The following is a 22,157-nucleotide window of genomic DNA, read 5'->3' as shown; positions in this document are numbered from 1 at the left end:
AATGATGATTGTCGACGACGAACCGATGGCCAGGGAGTATATCCGGCTCAATTTCCCGTGGTCGCAGTGGGGGGTCGAGATTGTCGGCGAGGCGATCAACGGGGTGGAGGCGCTGGAACTATGCCGGAATTTCCGGCCGGACCTCATGTTGATCGACATTACGATGCCGTTGATGGACGGGTTGGAATTGCTGGAGAAGCTGAAGGCGCAAAATCCAGACATTCAGTGCATCATCTTGACCGCTCACCGCAATTTCGATTACGCGCAGAAAGCGATCCAGAAGGGCGCATGCGGATATATGCTGAAGTCCCCCATCGAAACGGTCGAAACAAAGCTCGTAATCGACCGGGCGATCCAGGAAATAGTCAAACTCTCCGCCCAACATCGGACGATCCGGCATCAGCAATACATTCTGGACCATTACCGATACCCGCTGCGGAAAAAATTTCTTGAGAACATTGTCAACGGGCTGATTCGCGATCAGGACGTCGTGGAGAAAGCCAATTCGCTCGGCATGATCGTGCGAAATTCCGCCTACTATATGCTGAAATGCGTGGTCGATCGGCAGTCGTCTTACCTGAAAAGATACCCGGAAGCCGATTATCCTCTGGTGGACTTCACGTTCATGGAAATCATACGGGAAACGTTGGCCCTATACGCGCCGCGAACCGCGGAATTGATGTCGAATACGTTCGGCACGTGCGTCATTCTGTTGCCGGCGCAGCAGGAGGGGCAGCAGCCGGATGGGCCGGAAGCGGCTCACACCTTGGCGGCCGAGGTGCTGAAACATTGCAATCAAGCGCTTGCGAAATTGATGCAGATCACGGTGTCTGTAGTCGTTGGCGAACAGCCCGTGCCACCCGGTCAATTCCGGGCCAAGTACAAACAACTGACGGCGGTTGCCGATCATCTTTATTATGCGAAGGATACATCCCTGGTTATCGCGGAGAAGACGGCGCCTTTCCAGAGCTTGCCGTCGGCCCGGTATCAGGAGCTGGGAGACCAATTGGCCGGCGTGCTGGCGGATCGAAATTCCGTAACACTGGACAAGTGGCTTGATCGGGTCCAGCAGCTCTCGCTGACACATAAACCGGACCCGGACCCGTTGCGGGACTGGTTCGATTCGCTCAAGCATGCATTCGGCAAGGGTGAAACCGGACATAATGAAGCCCGGCCCCTCTTGGACGATTGGCCGAGCTTCAAACAATCCGACAATATTTACGTTACGCTGTTCGCGATCAAAGAGCGGATTCTCAAGGAATGGACGATCTCCGATAGTCAAGTTAAGGTCCGCCCCGAGATTGCCAAAGCCGCGGCTTATATCAGAGCGCATCTCCACGAGGAACTGTCCCTGCACGTGATTGCGAACCAGGTGCAACTAAGTCCCAACTATCTAGGAAAAATGTTCCGGGCGGAAATGGGCTCATCCATCACCGATTTCATTATGGAAGAGCGGATACAAGCCGCCAAACGCCTTATGCGAGAAGGAATCCTGCGCAATTACGAAATTTCCGAGAAGGTGGGGTTCAACAACTACTCGTATTTTTGCACGATGTTCAAGAAAATGGCCGAGCAGTCGCCCAATGAGTACCGGAATTCGTTAAAAGCTTCGGTTCAGCCTGACTAGGAGCGATTCGATACGACCGTTTTCAACGCGACTTCAATCATCTGATTGAACGTGGTTTGCCTCTCCAGCGAAGTCGTTTGTTCGCCGCTTAACACATGATCGCTCACCGTCAGAAGCGACAGCCCCTGCACCTGGTACTTGGCGGCCAAACAATACAGCGCCGCCGTTTCCATCTCGACGGCCAAGACGCCATAACGGCCCAACTGCTGCAGCGTATCGATTCCGTCGGAATAAAAGACGTCGGACGAATACACGTTGCCGACATGTTGCGTAAGCCCGTCGTCTGTTCCGATCTCGTAAGCTTTCTTGATCAGATGGAAATCGCCGACAGGCGAGAACCTGACCCCGGGGGCGATGCCGCTGTACATGGCCGAATCGGTGCAAGCCGCCTGGGCGATGATCACGTCGCGAATGTTCACATCGTTCCGAATCGCGCCGCATGTCCCAATCCTCACAAGCTTTTTCGCGCCATATTCCCGAATCAATTCATGAATGTAAATGCTCGCAGACGGCATCCCCATCCCGGTTCCCTGAATCGATACCCGCTCGCCCCTGTACGTTCCGGTAAAGCCGAACATGCCTCTGACCTGGTTATAGCATGTCGCCCCCTCGAGGAAATTTTCCGCAATATACTTGGCACGCAGCGGATCTCCCGGAAGCAGAACTTTATCGGCAACCGCGCCCTGGTTCGCCTCGATATGCATGGTCATTCGCCAATCTTCCTTCCCTGTGCAAATTTGCCGGTCACCCGGCAACCCTCATCTTAGCAGGCTGGAACCTCATCGGCAGTAATTTCCTTCGCTCGCCATCTGTGAAGCGGTTCACAAAAAACTTGTTGGACACATGACAGAAGTTCTCCACTTAATCTGGTACGATGTTCACCAATACGATCAACTGTGCCATCTGCGGGATTCAGGATCCGAATTAACACATAAATGATCCAGCTGCGCCATGTCCAGGATGTAGATGAACTTTTGCCGCATTTCGATGACGCGATCGCGCTTGAATTCGTTCATGATCTTGGATACGGACTCGCGCGTCACACCCAGCAGATCGGCCAGCAAGCCTTGCGTTACTTTCAGATTGATCAATCGTTCATTGCCTTGGTTGACACCGCAATTATCGTAAAGATCAAGAAGCAAATTCGCCGTTTGGGTACGAAGATCGTCAAACGCCAAGCTGCGAATTTTGCGATTCATGACCTTGAGACGCTCAGCCAGCACAAGGTAAGCATTCTTCCATACGATCGGATACGCATCCATGATATGGCGGAAGTCGCTCCCGGCAATCACCCATGCGACAATCGGTTCCACGGCTTCCACGGAAGCCAGCCGATAATTGGTCGCGCCGCCGCAGATGGCTTCCACCTCTCCGACCACATCGCCAGGCAGATGAAAATTGAAAATCAGTTCCTGGTCTTGCTGGATACGGTAAACCTTCGCGATTCCGGAGCGAATGATATAGATGTCATCGTTGCTCCTTTCATTCTCGAAGATCAGCGTATGATTTTTTTTGAACGAACGGCTTTTAAACAAGGGCATCACCTTGACGCAATCGTCCTCGGGAATCGCTTTGAACAGATTCACTGCCGTCAAGTTCTGAATCATTGGTTGCCCTCCTCGCCTTCGAATCGCTGAATATTCCACTATTATAGCACAGGAGATTGATTGCCATGTTCCAATTGTCAAGCGACGGCACCACCATCCGCAAGGAAATTGCGGCAGGACTGACTTCTTTTATCACAGCCTCGTATATCGTCGTGGTGAACGGGGCGATTCTTTCCGGCGCGGGTTTGCCTTATGAAGCGGCGATATTGTCCACCGTCTTGGCTGCCGTGTTCGGATGTCTGCTCATGTCGCTGTGGGCGGACTCTCCTCTCATCATCATTCCCGGAATGGGCGACAACAGCTTCTTCGCCTATACGCTTATCTTGTCTCTTGGGCTAACCTGGCAACAAGGGCTGGCGGCCGTGCTGCTGTCGGGAATCGTGTTCGCCGTGGTCAGTCTGTCCAAGCGCGCCCTGCAGTGGATCGGGCAAATCCCGGGGTCGTTGATCGCGGCTATGACGGCCGGCATCGGCTTGTTCATCACGTTCCTCGGGCTGAAGAAAGGCGGACTGATTGTCGCCGACAAATCAACGTTCGTGGCGCTGGGAAGCTTGAACGATCCTCACGTTCTGACCGCCATTCTCGCCTTGCTGATTGCCCTCCCGCTGTATATTCGCGGAATGACGGGCAGCTTCTTGATCGCGATGACAGCGGGAACGCTGATCGGAGGTTTGTTCGGCATCGTCGATTTTTCCCATCTGAGCCTGGGCAGCTTCCCTATTTCATTCGCCGGATATCCAGGCTTGCTCGGGGCCATGGATTTTAGCCAAATTGCTTCCGCCAACTTCTGGATAGGCGCATTTTCTTTAAGTATTCTGGTTGTTTTCCAAAATATGGGCGCCCAACTGGGCATGTTGCCTGACCGGCGGAAGTTCCAACGGTCGTTTCAAGCCAACGCTTTCTCCATCATCGGCGCCGGGCTTCTCGGCTGCAGTTCGACCGTGTCCGCCGCGGAAGGCTATGCGGGCATTGCCGCCGGCGGCAGGACGGGGCTGACTTCACTCACGGCCGGGATTTTGTTTCTTCCCACCTTGTTGTTCGTCCCCTTGTTGAAACTTATTCCCGACTGTGCGATCGCCCCGATCTTTATTATTATCGGCGGGCTGATGGCCTTGAAGATCAAGGACATTCCGTTCGCGGATATGACAGAATGGTTCCCGGCTTATCTTATGCTGATCGCCATTCCGCTGACGTTCAGTATCGCGGGCGGGATTGCCATCGGCTTCATCGCGTATCTCGCGATCAAACTGACGGCCGGAAGAAGCAAGGAAATTCCCGTTCCCATGTACGCCATTTCCGCCGTCTGTTTGCTTTATTTCGTCGTGGAATCGTTAAGGTAACCGCAGGATCGGCGGTTCGCTGTGGTATACTGGAGTCGGATTTGTCGTTGCCCCGGGGAACATGCTTCGGGAACAAGCATTTTTGGAGTTGCATGAGAGGAGCTTTTTGCGTTGCCGATTCAAAGCGAAACCGAACTGTACGCGCCGGTCAAAGCATACTTTGAGCAGCTCGGCTACGACGTGCGCGGGGAAGTGAAGCATTGCGATGTGGTGGCGCTGCGGGGAGACGAGGCTCCGGTCATCGTCGAGCTGAAGAAGACGCTGACGGTGCCGCTGCTCGTGCAGGCCATCGATCGGCTGCAGCATACGGACCGCGTCTACGTTGCCGTCGAGCAGCACAAGAGCGGCCGTTCGCCGCGCGGCGTTACGTGGAGCGACGCCCAGCGGCTGTGCCGCATGCTTGGGCTTGGCCTGATCGTCGTGCGCTTCTACAAAACGAAGCCGCCGTTCGTCGAAGTGCTGTGCGACCCGACGCCGTACGTCCCGCGCAAAAGCGCCAAACGCGTCGCCGGGCTGATCGCCGAATTCCGCGAGCGCAGCGGCGACTACAACGTCGGCGGCAGCACGCGGCGCAAGCTGATTACCGCCTACCGCGAGAAGGCGATCCGCTGCGCGATGCTGATGGCGCAACACGGCCCGCTCAGCACCAAGCAGCTGCGCGAGCTGACGCATATTGCAAACGTGACGGCGATTATGCAGCACAATTACTATTTCTGGTTTCGCCGCGCTTCCCGCGGCGTTTATGAATTGACCGAGCAAGGACGCGCCGCAGCCGCCGAATACGGCAGCGTGATTCCGCCTGCGGGCGGCTGAGAACGTTTCGCGCAGTGCGCATCCATTCAAGCTGGCGCGGCGGCGAGCGTGCGTATATTCGGCAGCCGTTTGCGTATGCTGGTTATCCCGTCGGCTCAGACTGGTGCGGCAGGGAGTATTATGTTACTATTTACAGCCCCTACAGAATTATATATGAAAAATCATATCCAATTCCCGTCGAGGCGTCGAAATGGACGAATAAAGTTGAAAAATCGCATATAATTGGGCATTTGGCACGTTTGGCGACAATTATATATGAAAAATCATATATAATTGCCGGGCGTGTTCGGACTGCTGGCCTCCCCCCGCCGCACACCTGCATGTTGAGGGCGGCTGTGAATAGTAACCGCATTTTTGGGTTTATGCTGGGGATTGAGCCAAGGGGATAGCGGACAGAAAGGAAGTTATAGAGATCTTCCAAATGATTTCAGCCTTACAGACCCCCATGCCGCCGGGGCGCACCACAGGGTTGGGGGGGGGGGGATTCCTGTTACTGCGCGAACTTCTCGGCGAAAGATTTGATCCGATCGACGAAAATCCCTTGCAACTGATCGGTGACTTCCTTTGGTGCCTTGTAGGCTTTATAGCCCCCGAACGATTCCATGCAGAGCGCCGCTCTTCTCAGGTCGGCCGGAATATTCTTCTCGATAATCTCTTCCGTTTCCTTGGGCTTCTCGTTGCAAATAAAGTATCCCGTGACTTTCTTCAGGAGCTCGTCATGATTTTTTTTGATGAAGTCCCGAATCGGCTTGTATATTTTCCCGTCTCTTACTCCCGCCCCCAGAATGATACGGTCGAATTGTCCGAAAGCAGGCTTGTCCGTCTCCAGGTTGCATGTCGTGCAATTCGACAGTTGCTCCGACAATACGTTTACGCATTGTGCCGTTGCCCCGGTTTTTGTTGCGAATAGAATGAGTACGGCCATTTATTCTTCCCCCTTGTCTCGTTATGATTTGTTGCGCGCTTTCGAATGAAGTTGGAGGATCTGATCCTCCAGGACGGCGCTGGCTTGGCCAAGGAACTGCGTTATGAGCGCGAGTTCTTCATCCGAATAGGAAGAGGCCAGCTTCACCATCTCCGCATGAAGCTGAAGGTATATTCTGCTGACGTCCTCTTTATTCTCGTATAGCGGGACGATAATCACCTTGCGGCGGTCTTTCGGATCAGGTTGTCTTTGAACAAAGCCGTTCTTCTCTAACCGATCGATTAGCGCGGTAACGCTCCCTGTCGTGAGCCCGGTCAGCTTCGAGAGCTCGCCTGCCGTGATGGGTCCTTTCTCATGCAGGATATCGATGGACAAGAAATCATTATTGTATAACCCGAGAGCGGTCGCGACACTTTGCTGATGGGGATCATACTTGGAGGATTGCTTTTGGCCATTCTAATGGCATCGATGGACAATACCATCGTCGCAACGGCAATTGGCACGATCGTCGGGGATTTGGGAGGATTCGACAAATTAATGTGGGTCACTTCGGCGTATATGGTTGCGGAGATGGCCGGCATGCCTATATTCGGCAAATTATCGGATATGTACGGGCGCAAGCGATTCTTCGTCTTTGGCATTATTATCTTCATGATCGGATCCGCCTTATGCGGAACGGCTGAAACGATCGTGCAGCTAAGCATTTATCGCGCAATCCAAGGGATCGGCGGCGGCGCGCTGATGCCGATCGCCTTCACGATCATGTTCGACGTGGTGCCTGCGGACAAGCGCGGCAAGATGGGCGGCCTGTTTGGCGCCGTATTCGGTCTCTCCAGCATTTTCGGACCGCTTCTGGGCGCGTATCTGACGGATTATATCCACTGGTCCTGGATCTTCTACATCAACTTGCCGATTGGTCTCGTTGCCTTCGTCTTGATCGCGTTCTTCTACAGAGAGTCCGTTGAGCATTCCAAGCAAAAAATCGACTATCTCGGCGCGATGACGCTTGTCGCTTCAATCGTTAGTCTCATGTTCGCGCTTGAGCTTGGCGGCAAGGAATATGCTTGGGACTCCGGAATGATCATCGGGTTATTCGCGTTGTTCGCGGCACTTTTTTTTGCCTTTGTTTATATCGAACGGCGAGCGGAAGAACCGATCATCACCTTCGGAATGTTTAAGAACCGGCTCTATTCGCGAGTAATATGATGGCGATATTCAGCGGAGCGGCGTTTATTACGGCATCCATCTATATCCCGGTTTTTATTCAAGGCGTTCTTGGCGGATCAGCGACGAATTCGGGGCTTGTCCTGCTTCCGATGATGCTCGGCTCGGTCGTTACGGCGGCAGGAGGAGGGTCATTATTGGCGAAATTCAAGTATCGCTCCATCATGATTCCAACGACAACGCTGCTGGTTATCGGTATAGCGCTATTGACCACGTTGACGACCGATACTTCGCGCTTCATGGTCACGATCTTCATGATTCTGGTCGGTCTGGGGATCGGTTCATCATTTTCGGTACTGAGCAACGCGGCCATACACGGCTTCGCCGCGCGGCAGCGCGGTTCCGCCAGCTCGACGCTTAACTTCAACAGGGAACTGGGAATGACGCTGGGAATTACGGTCTTCGGCATTATTCAGAGCCATGTCTTCCTGAATAGATTAACGGCCGCGTTCAGCGGCGGACAGCAGACGGAGGGAATTGATCTAAGCGATCCAAGCAATATTTTGACCCCGCAGACGCGGGATCATATCCCCGTGCCCGTTCTGGAGAAAATTAGCGAAGCGCTAACCTCCTCGCTCGTTCATACCTTCGCGTGGGCGAGCATCCCGGCTGTCATCGCGCTTGCGGCAGCTTTCTTCATGAGCGGAGAAAAGTTCGATCCTGCCTCCGAAATGGAAGAATATGCAGCTTCTCACTAATCGAAACTGATTGGCCTTATTGCGCCGCCGCCGATCACAGCTAATCGAATCTAGCATATGTTGCCGCTGGCCTGCATATAATAGAACGATAGCAACTTTCTTCGGAACGGGTGATCGGATGGCGGGCCGCGGCGTTTCTTATTTATTGCCGCTTGTAGCGGCGATCGTTTGTTGTTGCATGGCAGCCGGCTGCTCCAGGAACGAAGGCCGGGAGCATGCCGGCAGTGAAAATGCCTCACGCGAAATGAGAGCGGATACAGAACACGCCGCCGCACCGCCTGCTCACGCTTACTCAACCATGTTCCCGACCGCACACGAGCACTCACCCGAACATATGCTCACGCCCACATCTGCACTCTTGACCGTAGACCCGCTCACGTCCGCGCCGCCTGCTCTCGCGCCTTCGCCAACACTCGCCGCTTACACTTCGCCCGCATCAACGGCTGCTGCCACGGCCTCGCCGCCGCCGCCGATCAAAACACCAATCGCAATCCCCGTGCTCAACTATCACAGCATCTCCGACAGCGAACCCGGCAATTCCGCCGTTATGCCGGTTGCCAAGTTCGAAGAGCAACTTGCCTATTTCGCCCGTGCAGGCTACACGCCGCTGACACTGGCCGACTATGTCGCTGTCCTGGAAGGCACGAAGCCGGGCCCCGCCAAACCGATTCTGCTCACATTCGACGACGGGTACGCCGACAATTACACGAACGCGATGCCTTTATTGCAGCAATATGGCTTCCCGGCCACACTGTTCATGTCGCCCGGTACGGTCGACGACCCGTATTACTTGAGCTGGGAGCAAGTCGACCAACTGCAGGCGGCCGGCTGGGACATTCAGCCGCACGGCATGACGCACCCTCACTTGCCGCAACTGGATGCGGCGCAGCAAGAAGCGGAAATCGCCGAATCGAAGCGGCTGATCGAAGCGCGTTACGGCACAGCCGCCTATGTGTATTGTTATCCATATGGCGAACGAAACGCCGCAACGCTGAAGCTGCTGGCCAGCCATCGGTACCGCTACGCTTTTACAATCGAGCAAGGTAGGTCCACGAACGAGCAGTCCGCTTACGAGTTGAAACGCATTTTCGTAAATGGCAACGAGGGGCTGCCGGAATTGGTCCGCAAGCTAAACTGGAAATAGCCGGCCGCTCCGGGCAGGACCGCACTACAGCATCTGATGAAAATCGCTTGACAGAACCCTTGCTTCATCCGAAATGAGTACGGAAGCGTCGACTCCCGCCGCTTCGCCGCCACTGACGCCACTATCGATCACGACGGCCGCTTCCCGCTCCTGCCCGGCCGCCTGGGCCGACCCGGCGGCTTCCCTGCTCCGCGCCTCTTTGCTGTTGCGAGGGTGTTCGCGGTTGTCGCTGAAATGCCACATCGCCACGCATCCTCCTTCCGCATGCCGTTTGGTTCCAGCATTCCCGGCGCCCGCCCGATTTATCCGCCCGCCCCTTGCTCCATGGCAGTCAGCGCCTTGTGAATCCATATCGCCGCCTGCGCCCCTTCTCCCATGGCAATCGCCACTTGCTCCGCATGCACCGCCACATCGCCGGCCGCCCAAACATGGCGCACATTGGTCATTTTTGTCCGCGGATCGGTCGGGATATGCCTGTTTTCCAGCCGCTCGACGCCAAGCTGCTGCGCCAGCTCGGAGCGGACGCGGTTGCCCCCGAACGCAACAAAGCCGCGCTCTCCCGCCACCTTTTCTCCAGTGCGCAGCACTACGCCGGCAAACTGACCCGATTCGTCGGCGTCGACGGACTCGATCGCTTCCGCCGCATACCGAATGCCGGCCGCATCCATCCGCCTCGCCAGCTGCGGAGGCAGCTCCGTCATCTCGTGATTGACATAAACGGTTTCGCTCGCCTTGGCGGACAGCAGCAGCGCCATTTCAGCGCCGACGGTTCCCGCGCCGAGCACGATCGTGCGTCTGCCTTTCACTTCGTAGCCATCGCAGTCCGGGCATACGTAAACGGTTAAGCCCAAACAAGGCTCGAGGCCGGGAATCGGCGGCGTCCGGTCGATCAGCCCGGTGGCGAGCAGCAAAGTGCGCGCCTCATAAAGACGCGCTTCGTCGCGCGAACCGCGCAGCAGAAAACCGCAGCCGCCGGCGGACGCCGCCACGATTTCTTCCGCAACGAACGTTACGCCGAATCGTTCGGCATGCTGCCGCCCCAACCCGCGCAGCGTCTCTCCCGAAACTCCGTCCGGCCAGCCGAGCAAATTGCGGTAGCAGCGGCATCGCGTCGATCGCCCGCGGCCGGCGTCGGCCACCAGCACCCGGCGCTCGTAGCGGCCCAGTTGGATCGCCGCCTGCAGTCCGGCGATTCCTCCGCCGACAATGACACAATCGTAATCCATCGTTACCGCTCCTCGTAGCCGATTTCCATCTTCGCAACGTTGATTATTATGTCCGTTTCAGTTCAAACGGTGAAAATGTTCGATAGTCATTTGGACAACATGTGCGTGAATCCCCGTCGCCCCCCTCCCTCCAAAATAGCCCATGAAAACCGGCTTATTCTCGTGTTTTTCCCCTGTAAGACAAAAATAACCAGTGAAAACACTGGTTATTTTTTCCCAATCACCCTGAAAGGATACTTTTCAGTGAAATAACCAACGATTTCACTGGTTATTTTGCTGCTCGCCTCCATTTTTATCGAAATAGCCCACAAATCATGGCCTATTTCAAAAAACTGCAACGGAGGCTTCTTCGCACCAGGTGCCGGCGATATACCGGACGCCTTTCGGCTCGTCGTAATAATAGTACACGATCAAAATGCGCCCGTCCGGCAGCTGCACGGCATGGCTGTAGCCGATGTCGGTGCCGAGTCCGTCGTCGCGCAGCACGACTTCCTCCGCTTCGTCGACGTTGCCGCATTCCGGCTCGAGCAGCCGGGCCCGCAAGCCGTACGGCGCAACTCGATACCCGTACGTCAGCAGCACCCGCCCGCTCTGCAGCCGGAGCGCATGAAACGGGCTTGGCGTGTAGAGGCCGGTCGGCTTCGGCGCGCTCCAGGTATCGCCATCGTCGAAAGATTCGGCGACGAACAGCGGCGAGCGCCGCTCCTTCGGCGTTGCGGCGTCGCGGTCGAGCGTACGAATGAAGGCGACAAGTTTGCCGGCGTCGGTGCGGTATACGTTCGTTTCGTCAAGATCGAAATCACCCGATCCCGCGATCGTGGCGTGATGGGTCCACGTCCTCCCCCGATCGCGGGACTTCGCCACAATCAGTCGGTGGTCCGGATCCATTCGGTAAGCGACGACAACGATGCTGCCGTCCGGCAGCTCCGCCGCATTCCCGCGCACCGCCGCCCCTTCGATGCTCATCGGCGCCGGTTCGTCCCACGTCAGCCCGCCGTCGCGCGAACGGCTTGTAAATGTGCCGACGAAACGGCCGACCCATTTGCCATAAACAAGATGGTCGGACGGTCGGCGGCCCCTGACATCGCCCTCGTCATACACCTTCCACTTGAAGAACGTGGCCACGATTGTTCCGTCGCCGAGTAAGTTCAGGCAAGGGTCCTGCACGCCGTACAAATAGTCGTCATGCAGCGTCCGTAAACCGCTCCAGGTGCTGCCGCCGTCGGCGGAAGCCGCAACGACCGCTTCGGAGCCGGGATCGACATGTGTATAATGGCCGAACGTTGCCTGCCAATCCGGCGCGCGGCGAAAGGCGAGAAGCAGCCCGCCGTCCGGCTTGCGGATCACGTTCGGGAACGATAAATAGCAGTCGTCCTTGAACAGGATGACATCGTCCAGTTTGCGCAGCGTCATGCCGCGTCACCTCGCAATCATTTTTTCCGGTTTTCAACCGAAGGAACGAATCGTCCGCCGCAAAATGTCGGCCTGCGCCTCCGCTTCCTCCGGCGCCCAATAGTTGGTTTTGAACTGCAGCAGCAACGGCTGCAGGCTTTCCGCGAGCGGACACAGCCCGATCTTGTACTTCCGTTTGTTCGCGTCTGTAATCCAGCGCTCCCGTCCCAGCAGGCTGAGCTGAACGAACATCGGCTCCAAATAAGTCAGCTTCCAGGCGGAATAAATGCCGTCTCCGCCGAACGCAAGGAAGCGATCGCGAAACGTCCGCCAATCCGTCCGGGCCGGATCGAGCTTCACCGTATACGCCCAGTAGGAGGAGGTGCAGTCTTCCGGCACGAATTGCGGCGTCAGCCACTCGCACCCCTGCACCGCTTCGTCCAGGACGGCCGCCGCTTCGATCCGGCGCTGTACGAGCCAATCGAGCTGCTCCAACTGTCCAAGCGCAACGGCAGCGCACAGCTCGGGCAGCCGGTAATTCCACCCGGCGGAGACGTGCCGCGAATAGTCGGGATCCTGGATGTCCGTTTTGCTGATTTTGCCTTTGGCAGCGCCGACGCCCGCGTAGCCGAGCGAGCTGATTTTGCGCACGCGGTCGGCGAGGTCCGGATCGTTCGTCGTCACCATGCCGCCTTCGCCGCTCGTCATATGCTTCGAGCTTTGGAAGCTGTAGCTGGCCGCGTGGCCCCAAGAGCCGACCAGCTTTCCTTTGTAAGTGCCGAGGAAACATTGCGCGTTGTCCTCGATCACGTACAGTCCGTGTCGCGCTGCAAGCGCCATGATCGCTTCCATATCCGGCGACAGCCCGTACAGCGACACCGGAATAATCGCCTTCGTCTTGTCCGTTATGTTCCGTTCGATCGCAGCCGGATCGATCAGGAACGTGCGCGGGTCCACGTCGGCGAACACCGGCGTCGCATTGGCCTGCAGCACCGCCAGCGTCGTCGCCGCCATCGTCAGCGGCGGAACGATCACTTCGTCGCCGGGGCCGACGCCGATCGCCTCCAACAGGCTGTGCATCGTGGCCGTGCCGTTAATGTGCGAAACAGCGTACGCCGCGCCGAACCGTTCGGCGAACTGCCGCTCCAGCCGCTTCGACAAGTTCGAGCCTTGCGAGCTGGCGAATTCGCTGTCCAGCACCTCCTGCACGTACTTCAGCTCGTTGCCGAACACTCTTTTGCCGCCATTCATGCTGCCTTCCTCCTCCTTAACGTGCGTGACCGCCCACTCGGATTTCCAGCCACTTGACCGTTAGCGTGTGCCGGGCGCGCACATCCACGACGACATATCCGTCGCTATTGCCCGACGAATGCGGCACGGCATAAGCGAACGCCGGCTCGTTCGGCCGCGGTTTGTCCGGCCTCGCCGGCCCGAGCGCTTCGCACGAATCGCCGTTCAGCCAAACGTCGCAATCGCCGGCTGACGGCGCTGCCGAATCGTCTTCCGCCTCCCACGCGGCAATCACCGTCAGCTCGCCTGGCGGTGTCTCCGGACCGACCGGCAAGCGGAACTGAACATGAGCGCCGGCGCGGCAAGGGGCCGGAAGCGCAGCCGCAGCCGGCTCCCCGGGCGCCCAGGTGTCCGCATAAGTAACGACGTGCCGCCGCGGTTTGCCCCGCATCGTCTCCAACTCGCCGACTTCGCGCAACAGGCGTGGGTAGTCGTGAGCGTCGTCGATCGTCGTTTCGCTGTCCATATAGTTGAACAGATAGATGCGGTCGGCTCCCCGCGCCAGCATGGCCGACGCCGCGCCGCGAACCGTCTCGAGCGAATTCGTTTGCTTGACCGGATAGCCGGGATGCGGGCTCAGCATCAGCTCCAGTCCGGCGGCGAGCACGGCGCCGGTGCCGTCCAATAGCTGCCGCCACAGCTCGATCGGCATGTCCGTTTCAATCGTCGGGTAGAACGGAGTGACGACGACCGTGTCGACGAGCAGCTCGCGCGCCCAACGAACGGCGTCCAGTCCAAGGCCGAGCGCCGTTTGCGGACGGGACGGCACGCGCACGCCGAGCCGGATCGCATGGCCGCGCTTGTCGGCGAACCGGTCGAGCAGCTGCCGCACCTCGTCGACAAAGGCGGTCAGCAGCTCCGCTCCTTCCGCTTCATACCCGGGGCGAAAATGATAAGCGGAGCGCATCCAGTCGAGCTCCAGCCCGTCGGCGTCATAACGCTCGAGCAGTTCCTGCGCCAAACGAAGATGATGCCGCCGCACTTCTTCGCGCCCGTAATCGAAAGCGCGGTCGGTCCATTGCGCGAACCGGTGCGCAACCCGCCGCAGATCGGGGCGCTCGCGCCACAGCCGGCTGTGGAAAGGATGCCGCTCGTTGTCGACGTTGTGCACGTCATTCATGCGCATCGACAGCCACGGCGACAGGCCGCGTTTGCGGCAGCGGTCGACCCAGACGGCATACGGGTCGATGCCGTCCCGGTCGAGCTGCCACGCGGTATGCACCCACTGCCGCACCCGCTCGCGCTCCTCCCCGGGCAAGCCGGCGAACAGCGGCTGCCGCAGCCCGCCATTCGGATCGTAGCCTTGCCAGATCGGCTCCCATACGCGGCTTGCGTAAGACGTCCGCATCGCGTTCGGATTCAGCAGCAGCTCTTTTACTTGGGTATCGGCGTATTGGTCGACCCAATCGCACAACTCCTTCTCGCCGATCCGCTGTCCGCAGCGCGAAAAAAAATAGTGGCTGCAATCCTCATTCAAACTGATGCCGCCCACCGGCACTCCTCCTTGTTGCCCACATTACCCTTTTAACGAACCGAGCATGAGGCCCTTGACAAAATAGCGCTGCACCCACGGATAAGCCAGCACGATCGGGCCGATCGACAGCAGCGCGATCGCGGAGCGCACGTTCGCCAGCGACAGCTGCGCCGCATTCGCGCTGCGGTTCAGCACTACATCGCGCGTCTGCTCGTCGGAAGCGCGCAGCATTTCCCGCATGATCACCTGGATGACGGTGATGTTGCGGTCGCGCACGAAAATCAGCGCGTCGAACCAGGCGTTCCAGTGTCCGACCGCCGCCCACAGCCCGATCGTCGCCAGCACCGGCGTCGATACCGGCACGATGATGCGGAACAGCAGCCGCAAGTAGCCGGCGCCGTCCATCAGCGCCGACTCCTCCAGCGCCGCGTCGATCGATTGGAAGTAGTTGCGCATGACGACGATGCTAAAGACGGCGACGGCGCCCGGAATGACCAGCACGAGGAAATGATCGACCAGCCCCAGGCTGCGGATCAACAAATAATACGGAATCAGCCCGCCGCCGAAAAACATCGGAATAATAAAATACGTCGTCAACACGCCGCGCAGCGGCAGCTCGCGTTTGGCCAGCGGATACGCCGCCAGCAGCGTGAACAGCATCTCCAGCGCCGTGCCGGTCAACGTGCGCAGCACCGAATTGCCGAACGGGCGCATCACTTCGTCGTAAGCGAAAACGAACCGGTACGCTTCGGTCGACCAGTGGCGCGGCCAGAACGCATACCCGAGCGTAGTCGCCTCCTTGCCGGTGGAAAACGACAACACGAGCAATTGCCAGAACGGGTACAAAAACAGCAGTGACAACACAAGCAGCAGCGCGTAATTAAACGCGTCGAAAGCGCCGAATCGTTTCATCGTCACCACACCCCGTATTCGCTGCGGCGGCGCACGAATTGATTGGCGACGATGAGGAACGCAAGGCCGACCACGTTTTTGAACAGTCCGACGGCCGCCGAGTAGTCGAACTGAAACTGCTCCAGGCCGACGCGGTACACGTACGTATCGATGATGTCGCCCACCTCGTACACGAGCGGGTTGTACAAATTCAGAATTTGATCGAACCCGCCGTTCAGGATATTGCCGAGCCGCAGCAAAAACAGGATGACGATGACCGGCGCAAGCGACGGCAACGTAATGTAGCGCATCCGGTGAAACCGGTTCGCGCCGTCCATCGATGCGGCCTCATACAGCTCCGGGGAAATGGAGGCGATCGATGCCAGGTACAGAATCGACGCCCACCCCACTTCTTTCCAGACATCGGTCAAAATAAGCACCGGCACAAAGTACGTTTTGCTCGACAAAAACAGGATCGGATCGCCGCCGAACATCACGATCAGGTTGTTGATGACGCCGCGCTCCGGCGAAAAGATTTCCACGACCATCGATGCCACGATGATCCACGACATGAAGTGCGGAAAGTAGGAAATGCTTTGCACCGCCCGCTTGAACCGGGTATGGATCACTTCGTTCAGCAGCATGGCGAAGGCGATCGGCAGCGTAAACCCGACGATCAGCCGCAGGAAGCTGATGGCGAACGTGTTCCGCACCGCCCGCAAGAAGGCAAAATCGCCCAGCATATTGCGGAAATGCTCCAAGCCGTTCCAGGGACTGTTCCAAATGCCGAGCCCCGGCTTGTAGGATTTGAACGCAATGACGATGCCGTACAGCGGAGCGTAATGAAAGATCGCCAAATGGACGACGGGCAGCAGCAGCATGAGGTAAAGCATCTTCATTCGACGGATCCGTTTCATCCTCCGTCCTCCCTTCTGCCCGGCCCGCTATTTTTTGCTCAAATCGGACTGCTTCGGCGCCTTCTCCAGTTCGGCCAGCAGCTCCTTGCCGCCGCTGTTCAGCCAGTTGTTCACGTACTCGTCCCATTTGGCATCGATATTGACTTCGCCGATCACCGCTTTATAGAAAAACTCGTCGCGAATCGTATCCAGCTTCGCCCCGTTTTTGGTGCGCAGCGCCAAATAGTTCGTTTCGTTGAAGCGGTCGACCTTGTACGGCCGGTACAGCTTCTTGCTTCTGACGTCCGGCAGGCCGGTGTACAGGTCGTGCAGCTTGATCATCGCCTGCGGGTTCCACAAGTACGTCGTGTTGCCCGGGCGGATGACAAAATTGTAGTAGCCGATGCCGCGCTGGTCGCGCTCCGGTTCCGACCATTTCGGCAGCACCGCCGACTTGTTCGGTTCCCCTTCCCAGGTGAAATCGACGCCTTCTTCGCCGAAGTTGGTGAAAATATAAGCGTCCTTGTCGAAGCTGATATAGTCCAGCATTTGCAAAATGCGGATCAGCTTCTCATCGGAAACATCCTTGCGAATCATAAAATTGTCGCCGAAAGCGTCGCCTTCGATTTGCGTGTACGCATTATTGCCTTGATCGCCGTTCGGCCCGATCGGCGGCGGTGCAAACAAAAATTTCGTATTCGGGTCTTTGGCCAGCAGGTTGTTCGGCGGGCGATTGTACGTAAACGGTAGCGATCCCGCCGACTCCGTCGCCGATTGGGCGGCGCCGTACGCGCCGGCGGCGAACTTCTCCCACGCTTTGTTGCGGTTCAGCGTCGGGAACTCGGGGTCGATGTAGCCTTTTTTGTACCAGTCGGCCAGCTTCTTCAACAATTCCTTGTATTTGCCGCTGATGTTGTACTCCACGACCTTGCCGTTCTCTTCGAGGTTGTAGCCCCAGCCGAAGCCGAACGCGCCGGCGTAGTTCTGGAACGAATTGCCGCCATCCTGGCTGAAGTCGACGGCGAACGTATCTTTTTTGCCGTTGCCGTCGGGGTCGCCGTTGACGAAAGCGTCGAACATCTTCTCTTCCTCCGCGAGCGTAAACGCTTCCTTCGTAAAATACAGCTTGGACGCGTCGCCCTTCGTGCCGATCTGCACGATGTCTCCCTTAGGCTTGATGCCCAGCTTCTCCATCCAATCGAGCCGATACACCTGCAGCGTGAGCATGTCGAGCAGCCAGTCGGTGACGCCGGTCAGCGCCACATACTCGTTCGGTTTGCCCGGCACCTGGTTGATTTTCCAGCCGACGGCGGCGCCGCTCAGCAGCGCGGCGTAGTTCGGCGCGTACTTCTCGATCATGCTGCGCGGGATGGTGCGGGTCAGCTGATCGTTGTACAGCTTGTACGGGTCCTGCCCCGGCAGGAACGTCGCGTCAGGCAATTCGCCCGATGCCAGCAGCAGGCTGACCTGCTCCTTGTTCGTGTTGTCGAACTTCTTGTTGATCAACTTGACGTTGAACTTCTGCTCCAGCTTCTGCTGCACCTTGTTCGTCTCTTCCGCCTTCCCGCGCGCCAGCCAGCCCGACCACCGGATCTCCAGCTTCTTGGCGAAATCGCCGCCGCTTGCCGCAGGCGCGCTTGCGCCCGGACTGGCCGACGCCCCGCTTCCCGGCTTCGACGACGAGCAGCCCACCGACGCCAGCGCCGTGGCGACGGCGAGCGCGAGCAGCGCCGCTCCTTTCCTTTTGCCCATACTGTCCCCTCCCGATTGTTGCGATATGTGGTGTTGCCTTTTCATTGTAGACGGTGGGGAAACGGAATTGCCGGCCGATTCTCAGGCTTCTTCGATACGATTCTCAGCACTTTCGCCGTTCGCCCGGCGGAACGGCAGCCGCAGCCGCACCGTTGTGCCGGCCCCCGGCTCGCTGTCGATCGTCACGCCATACGCTTCGCCAAAAATGAGCCGCACCCGGCTGTGCACATTGTACAAGCCGACGCTGCCCCGGCTTCCCGTACGCAGCAAACCCCGCAGCTCCGCCAGCTTCGGCTTCGGTATGCCCGGACCGTCATCCCGAACGACGACTTCGACCGTGCCGTCATCCCGGCGGTGAACAACAACGGCAATCGCCACGCTTCGGCCGGGCTCCGCCAAACTGTAGCGAATCGCATTTTCGAGCAGCGGCTGCACGATCATTTTGATCGCGACCCCGTCTTGCGCCGTTTCGTCAACCTGCCAGTCGCAGCGCAGCCGTTCCCGGTAGCGGATGCCCATGAGCTGAACGTACGTCCGGGCGTAACGCACTTCCTCCGCGACGCGGGTCATCGCATGTTCCTTGCCCATCGCGTAGCGGAACATCCGGCTGAGCAGGCCGATCATGTCGCCCGCCCGTTCCGGCTCGCTTCTATCGATCAGGTACATGACGTGCTCGAACGTATTGTGCAGAAAATGCGGGTCCACCTGCGCCTGCAGCGCGTCGATCTGCAGCAGCATGTGCCGGCGGTCCGCCGCAAGCTTCTCGTCCGCCAGCCACTTGATGCGGTCGAGCATCCGGCCGAACGACTTCTGCAGCTGGTCGACTTCGTCGATCATGTACGAGCCTTCCGTCAGAAAATCGGGGAAATTGTCCAGCTGCAGGTGCAAATACCGGGTTTGCAGCGAACCGAGCGGCTTGACGAGATATTGCGCCATGCCGTAAGCGAGCAGCACGATCAGCAGGAAAATGATCACGAGCAAATAGATGTCGCTGTAGATCAGCTCGGCCGACTGCCTCCGCAGCACCGTATCGTCGTATTTGTACACCAGATAATAAGGAGACAGCCCTATTTTACTGACAAAATAAAGCGCCTCCCCGCTCCTCGCCACACCGCCGTCGCTCCGTTCGGGCACGACAGCGGCCGTGTCCGTCTGTCCGATTTTGTCGGGATCGGGATGGGACAGGATATGTCCCTTGTCGTCCACCATGTACGCGAAGCTGCCGTTCGCCTTCAAATCGGCGTACAAATGGGCGAAATAAATTTCGGCGACATGCACCGCGATGAAGCCGAGCGGCGTGTTCGGCAGCTTCAGATCGAATACGGCGATGCCGAGGCTGGCGGCGAACGGACTGTTCTCGGAACGGGGATCGTAGTAGATGCTTTTGCGCGAATGGCTCATCTCGTCATAGAACGCTTGCGGCAGCGGCGCGCTCGCCTTGTTCCAGTTCGAATACAGCAGCCGGTTGCCGGCATCGTAAATCGAAAGCACGTCTTCGCTCAGAAAGGACGGCTTGTGCGAAGACAGCAGCCTGTCCAGCGCCTTGCGGTTCGTGTCGTTCGGCTCGCTGACGAAATCGACCACTTCGGAGTCGTAAGCCAGACGCGCCAGAACCGCCTGCTTCATCTTGACGAACAAATCGATCCGATGCGCCACCTTCTCGAAAGCGGCGTAGTACGTCTGCTGCAGCTCGCGCGAGACGACCCGGTTCGATTGCACGTAGAACAGCACGATGAACAGCAGCGCCGGCAGCATGACCGTGACGATAAAATACAGGAACAGCCGGTCGCGCATGACCATCGCGCCGGGACGTTTCCACGGCTCGCGTTTGCCCAGCCACAGTTCGTGCGCGTGCTCCTCCCTGCCCATCCAGCGGATCAGCTTGTGCAGGGGCAGCATAATTTGCCGCCCGATCAGCCGGGTCAACAGGAGCGACAGCAGCGCGCAGCCGACCAGCGCAGCCGCCGCATAACCGCCAACGGCGCGCAGCTGCCGCCGGTGAAAGTCGCTTTTCTCCTCCGCAAACACCACCTGTATGCCGAAGAAACCGATGTCGCGCTGGTAATACCGCTTGCCGCGGAAGGAGCCGCCGTCGGCCAACGCGCGTTCCGTCAGCCGAGCTATCGCCTCCGCGCCGTCAGCCTCCAGCTCCGCGCCGCGAAACAGCACGCCGCCGCCGCTTTCGACCAGGGCCATCGATTCGGCGTAAGGCACGAGCTGGCGCAAGCTGTCCGGAGCCAGCTGCACGATGACGACGCCCTCTTCTCCCGATTGCGCGGGGAACGGGCCGATCAAGTAAGCGCTTGCATTCAATTCGTCCATGCCGGAGCGGATTTTGGCGTCGTCCAGCGCCGCACGATCGATGCCGAGCGCGGCAAACGTGCCTCCGGGCGGCACGAAACGAATGCGATCGACCGCGCGGAACAGCGAGCGCTGGCGCTCGCCGGTCAAGTAGCCGAACAGCAGGCTGTCCGAGCTGTATTGCAGCCGCTTGGTATACAGTGCGATGCGTTCGATCAGGGCGTTGTCCTTTTTCATCGTGAACAACGCCACGTCGAGGTTTTTCGATTGCACGAATGCATCGTAGGAAGGGGTTTGACCGCTCTCCAGCTTGTCGACGGCGGCGCGGAAGCCGTCGTTGTTGCGCAAGCCTTCGAGCGTTTGCAGCACATCTTCCAGCTGCGACTTCGTATCCGCCGTCACCTGGTTCAGCTTCATCTCTGCGATGTCGTCGATTTTGCCGTCGATGAACCGTTTCGTCTTCGCGTACAGCAGCGAACCGGCCACCAGCAGAAGCAGCGTAAGCGAGGCGATCGAAACGAGCAACAGAAACCGCCGAAACGGCATTTTCATCGTCTTCACGGCGTTCACCCTCTTCGGCTTCGGACCGAAGCAGCGACCGTGGCGTGCGAATGCCGGTATTCAAGCGGGGTTTCGCCCGTCGACCGTTTGAACATGCGATTGAAATGCGAGAAGTTGGGAAAGCCGACCATCACCGCGATATCGCTGATTTTATCTTCCGTGCGGAGCAGGAGCTGCCTGGCCCGGCCGATCCGGTATTCGTTCAGGTAGTCGATGAACGAATAGCCGGTTTCCTGTTTGAAGAGTGAGCTGAAATAGTTGGCGTTGAGGTGAAGCTGTCCGGCTACCGTTTCCAGCCGCACCGCTTCTTCGTAGCGTTCGTGCACGTAGCGCATGGCGGCCGCGACGTACGGATTTTGCGATGCCGGCACGACATGCGGGCGTTCCGGTTCCGCGCCGTGCGCCACAGCCGCCGTGTCCAGCTCGGCGGCGATGCGGCCGAACAGCTCGGCGAACTCGTCGCGCAGCACCGGCTTCAGCAAGTAACCTTTGACGCCGAATTTCATCGCGTCCCGCGCATAAGCGAACTCGTCGTAGGCGCTCATGACGGCCATCGCCACTTGCGGATAATCGCGCCGCATCCGTTTGGCCAGCTCCAGCCCGTCCATCTGCGGCATCATGATGTCGGTCAGCACTACGTGCGGACGGTGCCGCTTCACCTGCTGCAGCGCCGATTCGCCGCCGGCCGCTAGCGCCGCCACCTCGAAGCCGGCGTCCCGCCACGGCATTTTTGCCGCCAGGCGCTCCAGAATCGTTTCGTCGTCGTCGACCAGAAGTGCTTTGTACACCGGACCCCCCCCGTTTCGGTTGTATTACTCCTTCTTCTATCGTAAAAAAAGCGGCCGCCGCTGGCTTTATCAATCCGGACGAATAACTTGTCAAATCGACCGATCGTAAGACGCGGCGAAACGCCTGTAAACATTGCGAACTACCCCTCCCTCCAAAATAGCACACAAAATCCGGCTTATTCACGCGTTTTCCCACCGCTCGTTAAAA

At 58.2% G+C, this 22,157-nt stretch carries 18 protein-coding genes and 1 pseudogene; 5 read left to right on the top strand and 14 right to left on the bottom strand.

The window, feature by feature from the left end; genetic code table 11:
* Position 1: 1 nt before the first annotated feature.
* Complete coding sequence (locus EXY20_RS06370; protein WP_235885399.1) at positions 2–1,627, top strand: response regulator transcription factor; 1,626 nt, start codon at positions 2–4, stop codon at positions 1,625–1,627.
* Here the strand turns inward: EXY20_RS06370 and deoD are convergent.
* Positions 1,624–2,337 (bottom strand): purine-nucleoside phosphorylase, encoded by a 714-nt coding sequence (deoD, locus tag EXY20_RS06365; protein ID WP_135548837.1) that lies wholly within the window; start codon positions 2,335–2,337, stop codon positions 1,624–1,626. The genes EXY20_RS06370 and deoD overlap by 4 nt on opposite strands.
* A 180-nt stretch (positions 2,338–2,517) precedes the next feature.
* Entirely contained in the window at positions 2,518–3,234 is a 717-nt protein-coding gene (locus EXY20_RS06360; RefSeq protein ID WP_135548835.1) for a Crp/Fnr family transcriptional regulator, read from the bottom strand.
* A gap of 65 nt (positions 3,235–3,299) precedes the next feature.
* Between EXY20_RS06360 and EXY20_RS06355 the strand changes: the two genes are divergently transcribed.
* Positions 3,300–4,574 (top strand): NCS2 family permease, encoded by a 1,275-nt coding sequence (locus tag EXY20_RS06355; RefSeq protein WP_135548833.1) that lies wholly within the window; start codon positions 3,300–3,302, stop codon positions 4,572–4,574.
* A 111-nt stretch (positions 4,575–4,685) separates the two neighbouring features.
* The gene (locus EXY20_RS06350; RefSeq protein WP_135548831.1) at positions 4,686–5,387 is read left to right on the top strand and encodes a DUF2161 domain-containing phosphodiesterase; all 702 of its coding nucleotides are present in this window, start codon (positions 4,686–4,688) and stop codon (positions 5,385–5,387) included.
* 490 nt (positions 5,388–5,877) lie between these two features.
* On the opposite strand, the gene EXY20_RS06345 is transcribed toward EXY20_RS06350, so the two are convergent.
* Both EXY20_RS06345 and EXY20_RS06340 read right to left on the bottom strand, forming a co-directional pair.
* Positions 5,878–6,312, bottom strand: coding sequence for a flavodoxin domain-containing protein (locus EXY20_RS06345; protein ID WP_135548829.1), 435 nt, complete (start codon positions 6,310–6,312; stop codon positions 5,878–5,880).
* A 21-nt stretch (positions 6,313–6,333) separates the two neighbouring features.
* Positions 6,334–6,687 carry a MarR family transcriptional regulator gene (locus EXY20_RS06340; protein WP_135548826.1) on the bottom strand — a complete coding sequence of 118 codons (354 nt, stop codon included), beginning with the start codon at positions 6,685–6,687 and terminating at the stop codon, positions 6,334–6,336.
* A gap of 45 nt (positions 6,688–6,732) precedes the next feature.
* Between EXY20_RS06340 and EXY20_RS06335 the strand changes: the two are divergent.
* Together EXY20_RS06335 and EXY20_RS06330 are read left to right on the top strand one after the other, a co-directional pair.
* A pseudogene (locus EXY20_RS06335) lies at positions 6,733–8,234 on the top strand (MDR family MFS transporter).
* A gap of 334 nt (positions 8,235–8,568) precedes the next feature.
* On the top strand, positions 8,569–9,378 hold the full coding sequence (locus tag EXY20_RS06330) for a polysaccharide deacetylase family protein (protein WP_135548823.1): 810 nt from the start codon (positions 8,569–8,571) through the stop codon (positions 9,376–9,378).
* Positions 9,379–9,402: 24 nt separating this feature from the next.
* On the opposite strand, the gene EXY20_RS06325 is transcribed toward EXY20_RS06330, so the two are convergent.
* From EXY20_RS06325 to EXY20_RS06280, 10 genes are all read right to left on the bottom strand, one after another.
* The gene (locus EXY20_RS06325) at positions 9,403–9,621 is read right to left on the bottom strand and encodes a hypothetical protein (RefSeq protein WP_135548821.1); all 219 of its coding nucleotides are present in this window, start codon (positions 9,619–9,621) and stop codon (positions 9,403–9,405) included.
* Positions 9,622–9,680: 59 nt separating this feature from the next.
* On the bottom strand, positions 9,681–10,604 hold the full coding sequence (locus EXY20_RS06320; RefSeq protein ID WP_135548819.1) for an NAD(P)/FAD-dependent oxidoreductase: 924 nt from the start codon (positions 10,602–10,604) through the stop codon (positions 9,681–9,683).
* 324 nt (positions 10,605–10,928) lie between these two features.
* A complete protein-coding gene (locus EXY20_RS06315) occupies positions 10,929–12,017 on the bottom strand; it encodes a sialidase family protein (protein WP_135548817.1) in 1,089 nt (362 codons plus the stop codon).
* A gap of 33 nt (positions 12,018–12,050) precedes the next feature.
* Positions 12,051–13,247, bottom strand: coding sequence for a DegT/DnrJ/EryC1/StrS family aminotransferase (locus tag EXY20_RS06310; protein ID WP_135548815.1), 1,197 nt, complete (start codon positions 13,245–13,247; stop codon positions 12,051–12,053).
* 16 nt (positions 13,248–13,263) lie between these two features.
* Positions 13,264–14,778, bottom strand: coding sequence for a glycoside hydrolase family 10 protein (locus EXY20_RS06305; RefSeq protein WP_135548813.1), 1,515 nt, complete (start codon positions 14,776–14,778; stop codon positions 13,264–13,266).
* A gap of 24 nt (positions 14,779–14,802) precedes the next feature.
* Positions 14,803–15,672 carry a carbohydrate ABC transporter permease gene (locus EXY20_RS06300; protein ID WP_135548811.1) on the bottom strand — a complete coding sequence of 290 codons (870 nt, stop codon included), beginning with the start codon at positions 15,670–15,672 and terminating at the stop codon, positions 14,803–14,805.
* Between the two features lie 2 nt (positions 15,673–15,674).
* Positions 15,675–16,568, bottom strand: coding sequence for an ABC transporter permease (locus tag EXY20_RS06295; protein ID WP_135548807.1), 894 nt, complete (start codon positions 16,566–16,568; stop codon positions 15,675–15,677).
* Between the two features lie 27 nt (positions 16,569–16,595).
* Complete coding sequence (locus EXY20_RS06290) at positions 16,596–18,299, bottom strand: type 2 periplasmic-binding domain-containing protein (protein ID WP_135548805.1); 1,704 nt, start codon at positions 18,297–18,299, stop codon at positions 16,596–16,598.
* Positions 18,300–18,380: 81 nt separating this feature from the next.
* Complete coding sequence (locus EXY20_RS06285; RefSeq protein ID WP_235885398.1) at positions 18,381–21,152, bottom strand: cache domain-containing sensor histidine kinase; 2,772 nt, start codon at positions 21,150–21,152, stop codon at positions 18,381–18,383.
* Positions 21,153–21,166: 14 nt separating this feature from the next.
* Positions 21,167–21,949, bottom strand: coding sequence for a response regulator transcription factor (locus EXY20_RS06280; protein ID WP_135548801.1), 783 nt, complete (start codon positions 21,947–21,949; stop codon positions 21,167–21,169).
* Positions 21,950–22,157: the final 208 nt, after the last annotated feature.

Origin of the sequence: Paenibacillus cymbidii, assembly GCF_004764705.1 — a bacterium.
Classification (GTDB): domain Bacteria; phylum Bacillota; class Bacilli; order Paenibacillales; family NBRC-103111; genus Paenibacillus_AN; species Paenibacillus_AN cymbidii.
The sequence above is the reverse complement of the archived record's forward strand: the minus strand, read 5'-3'. Positions and strand labels throughout refer to the sequence as shown.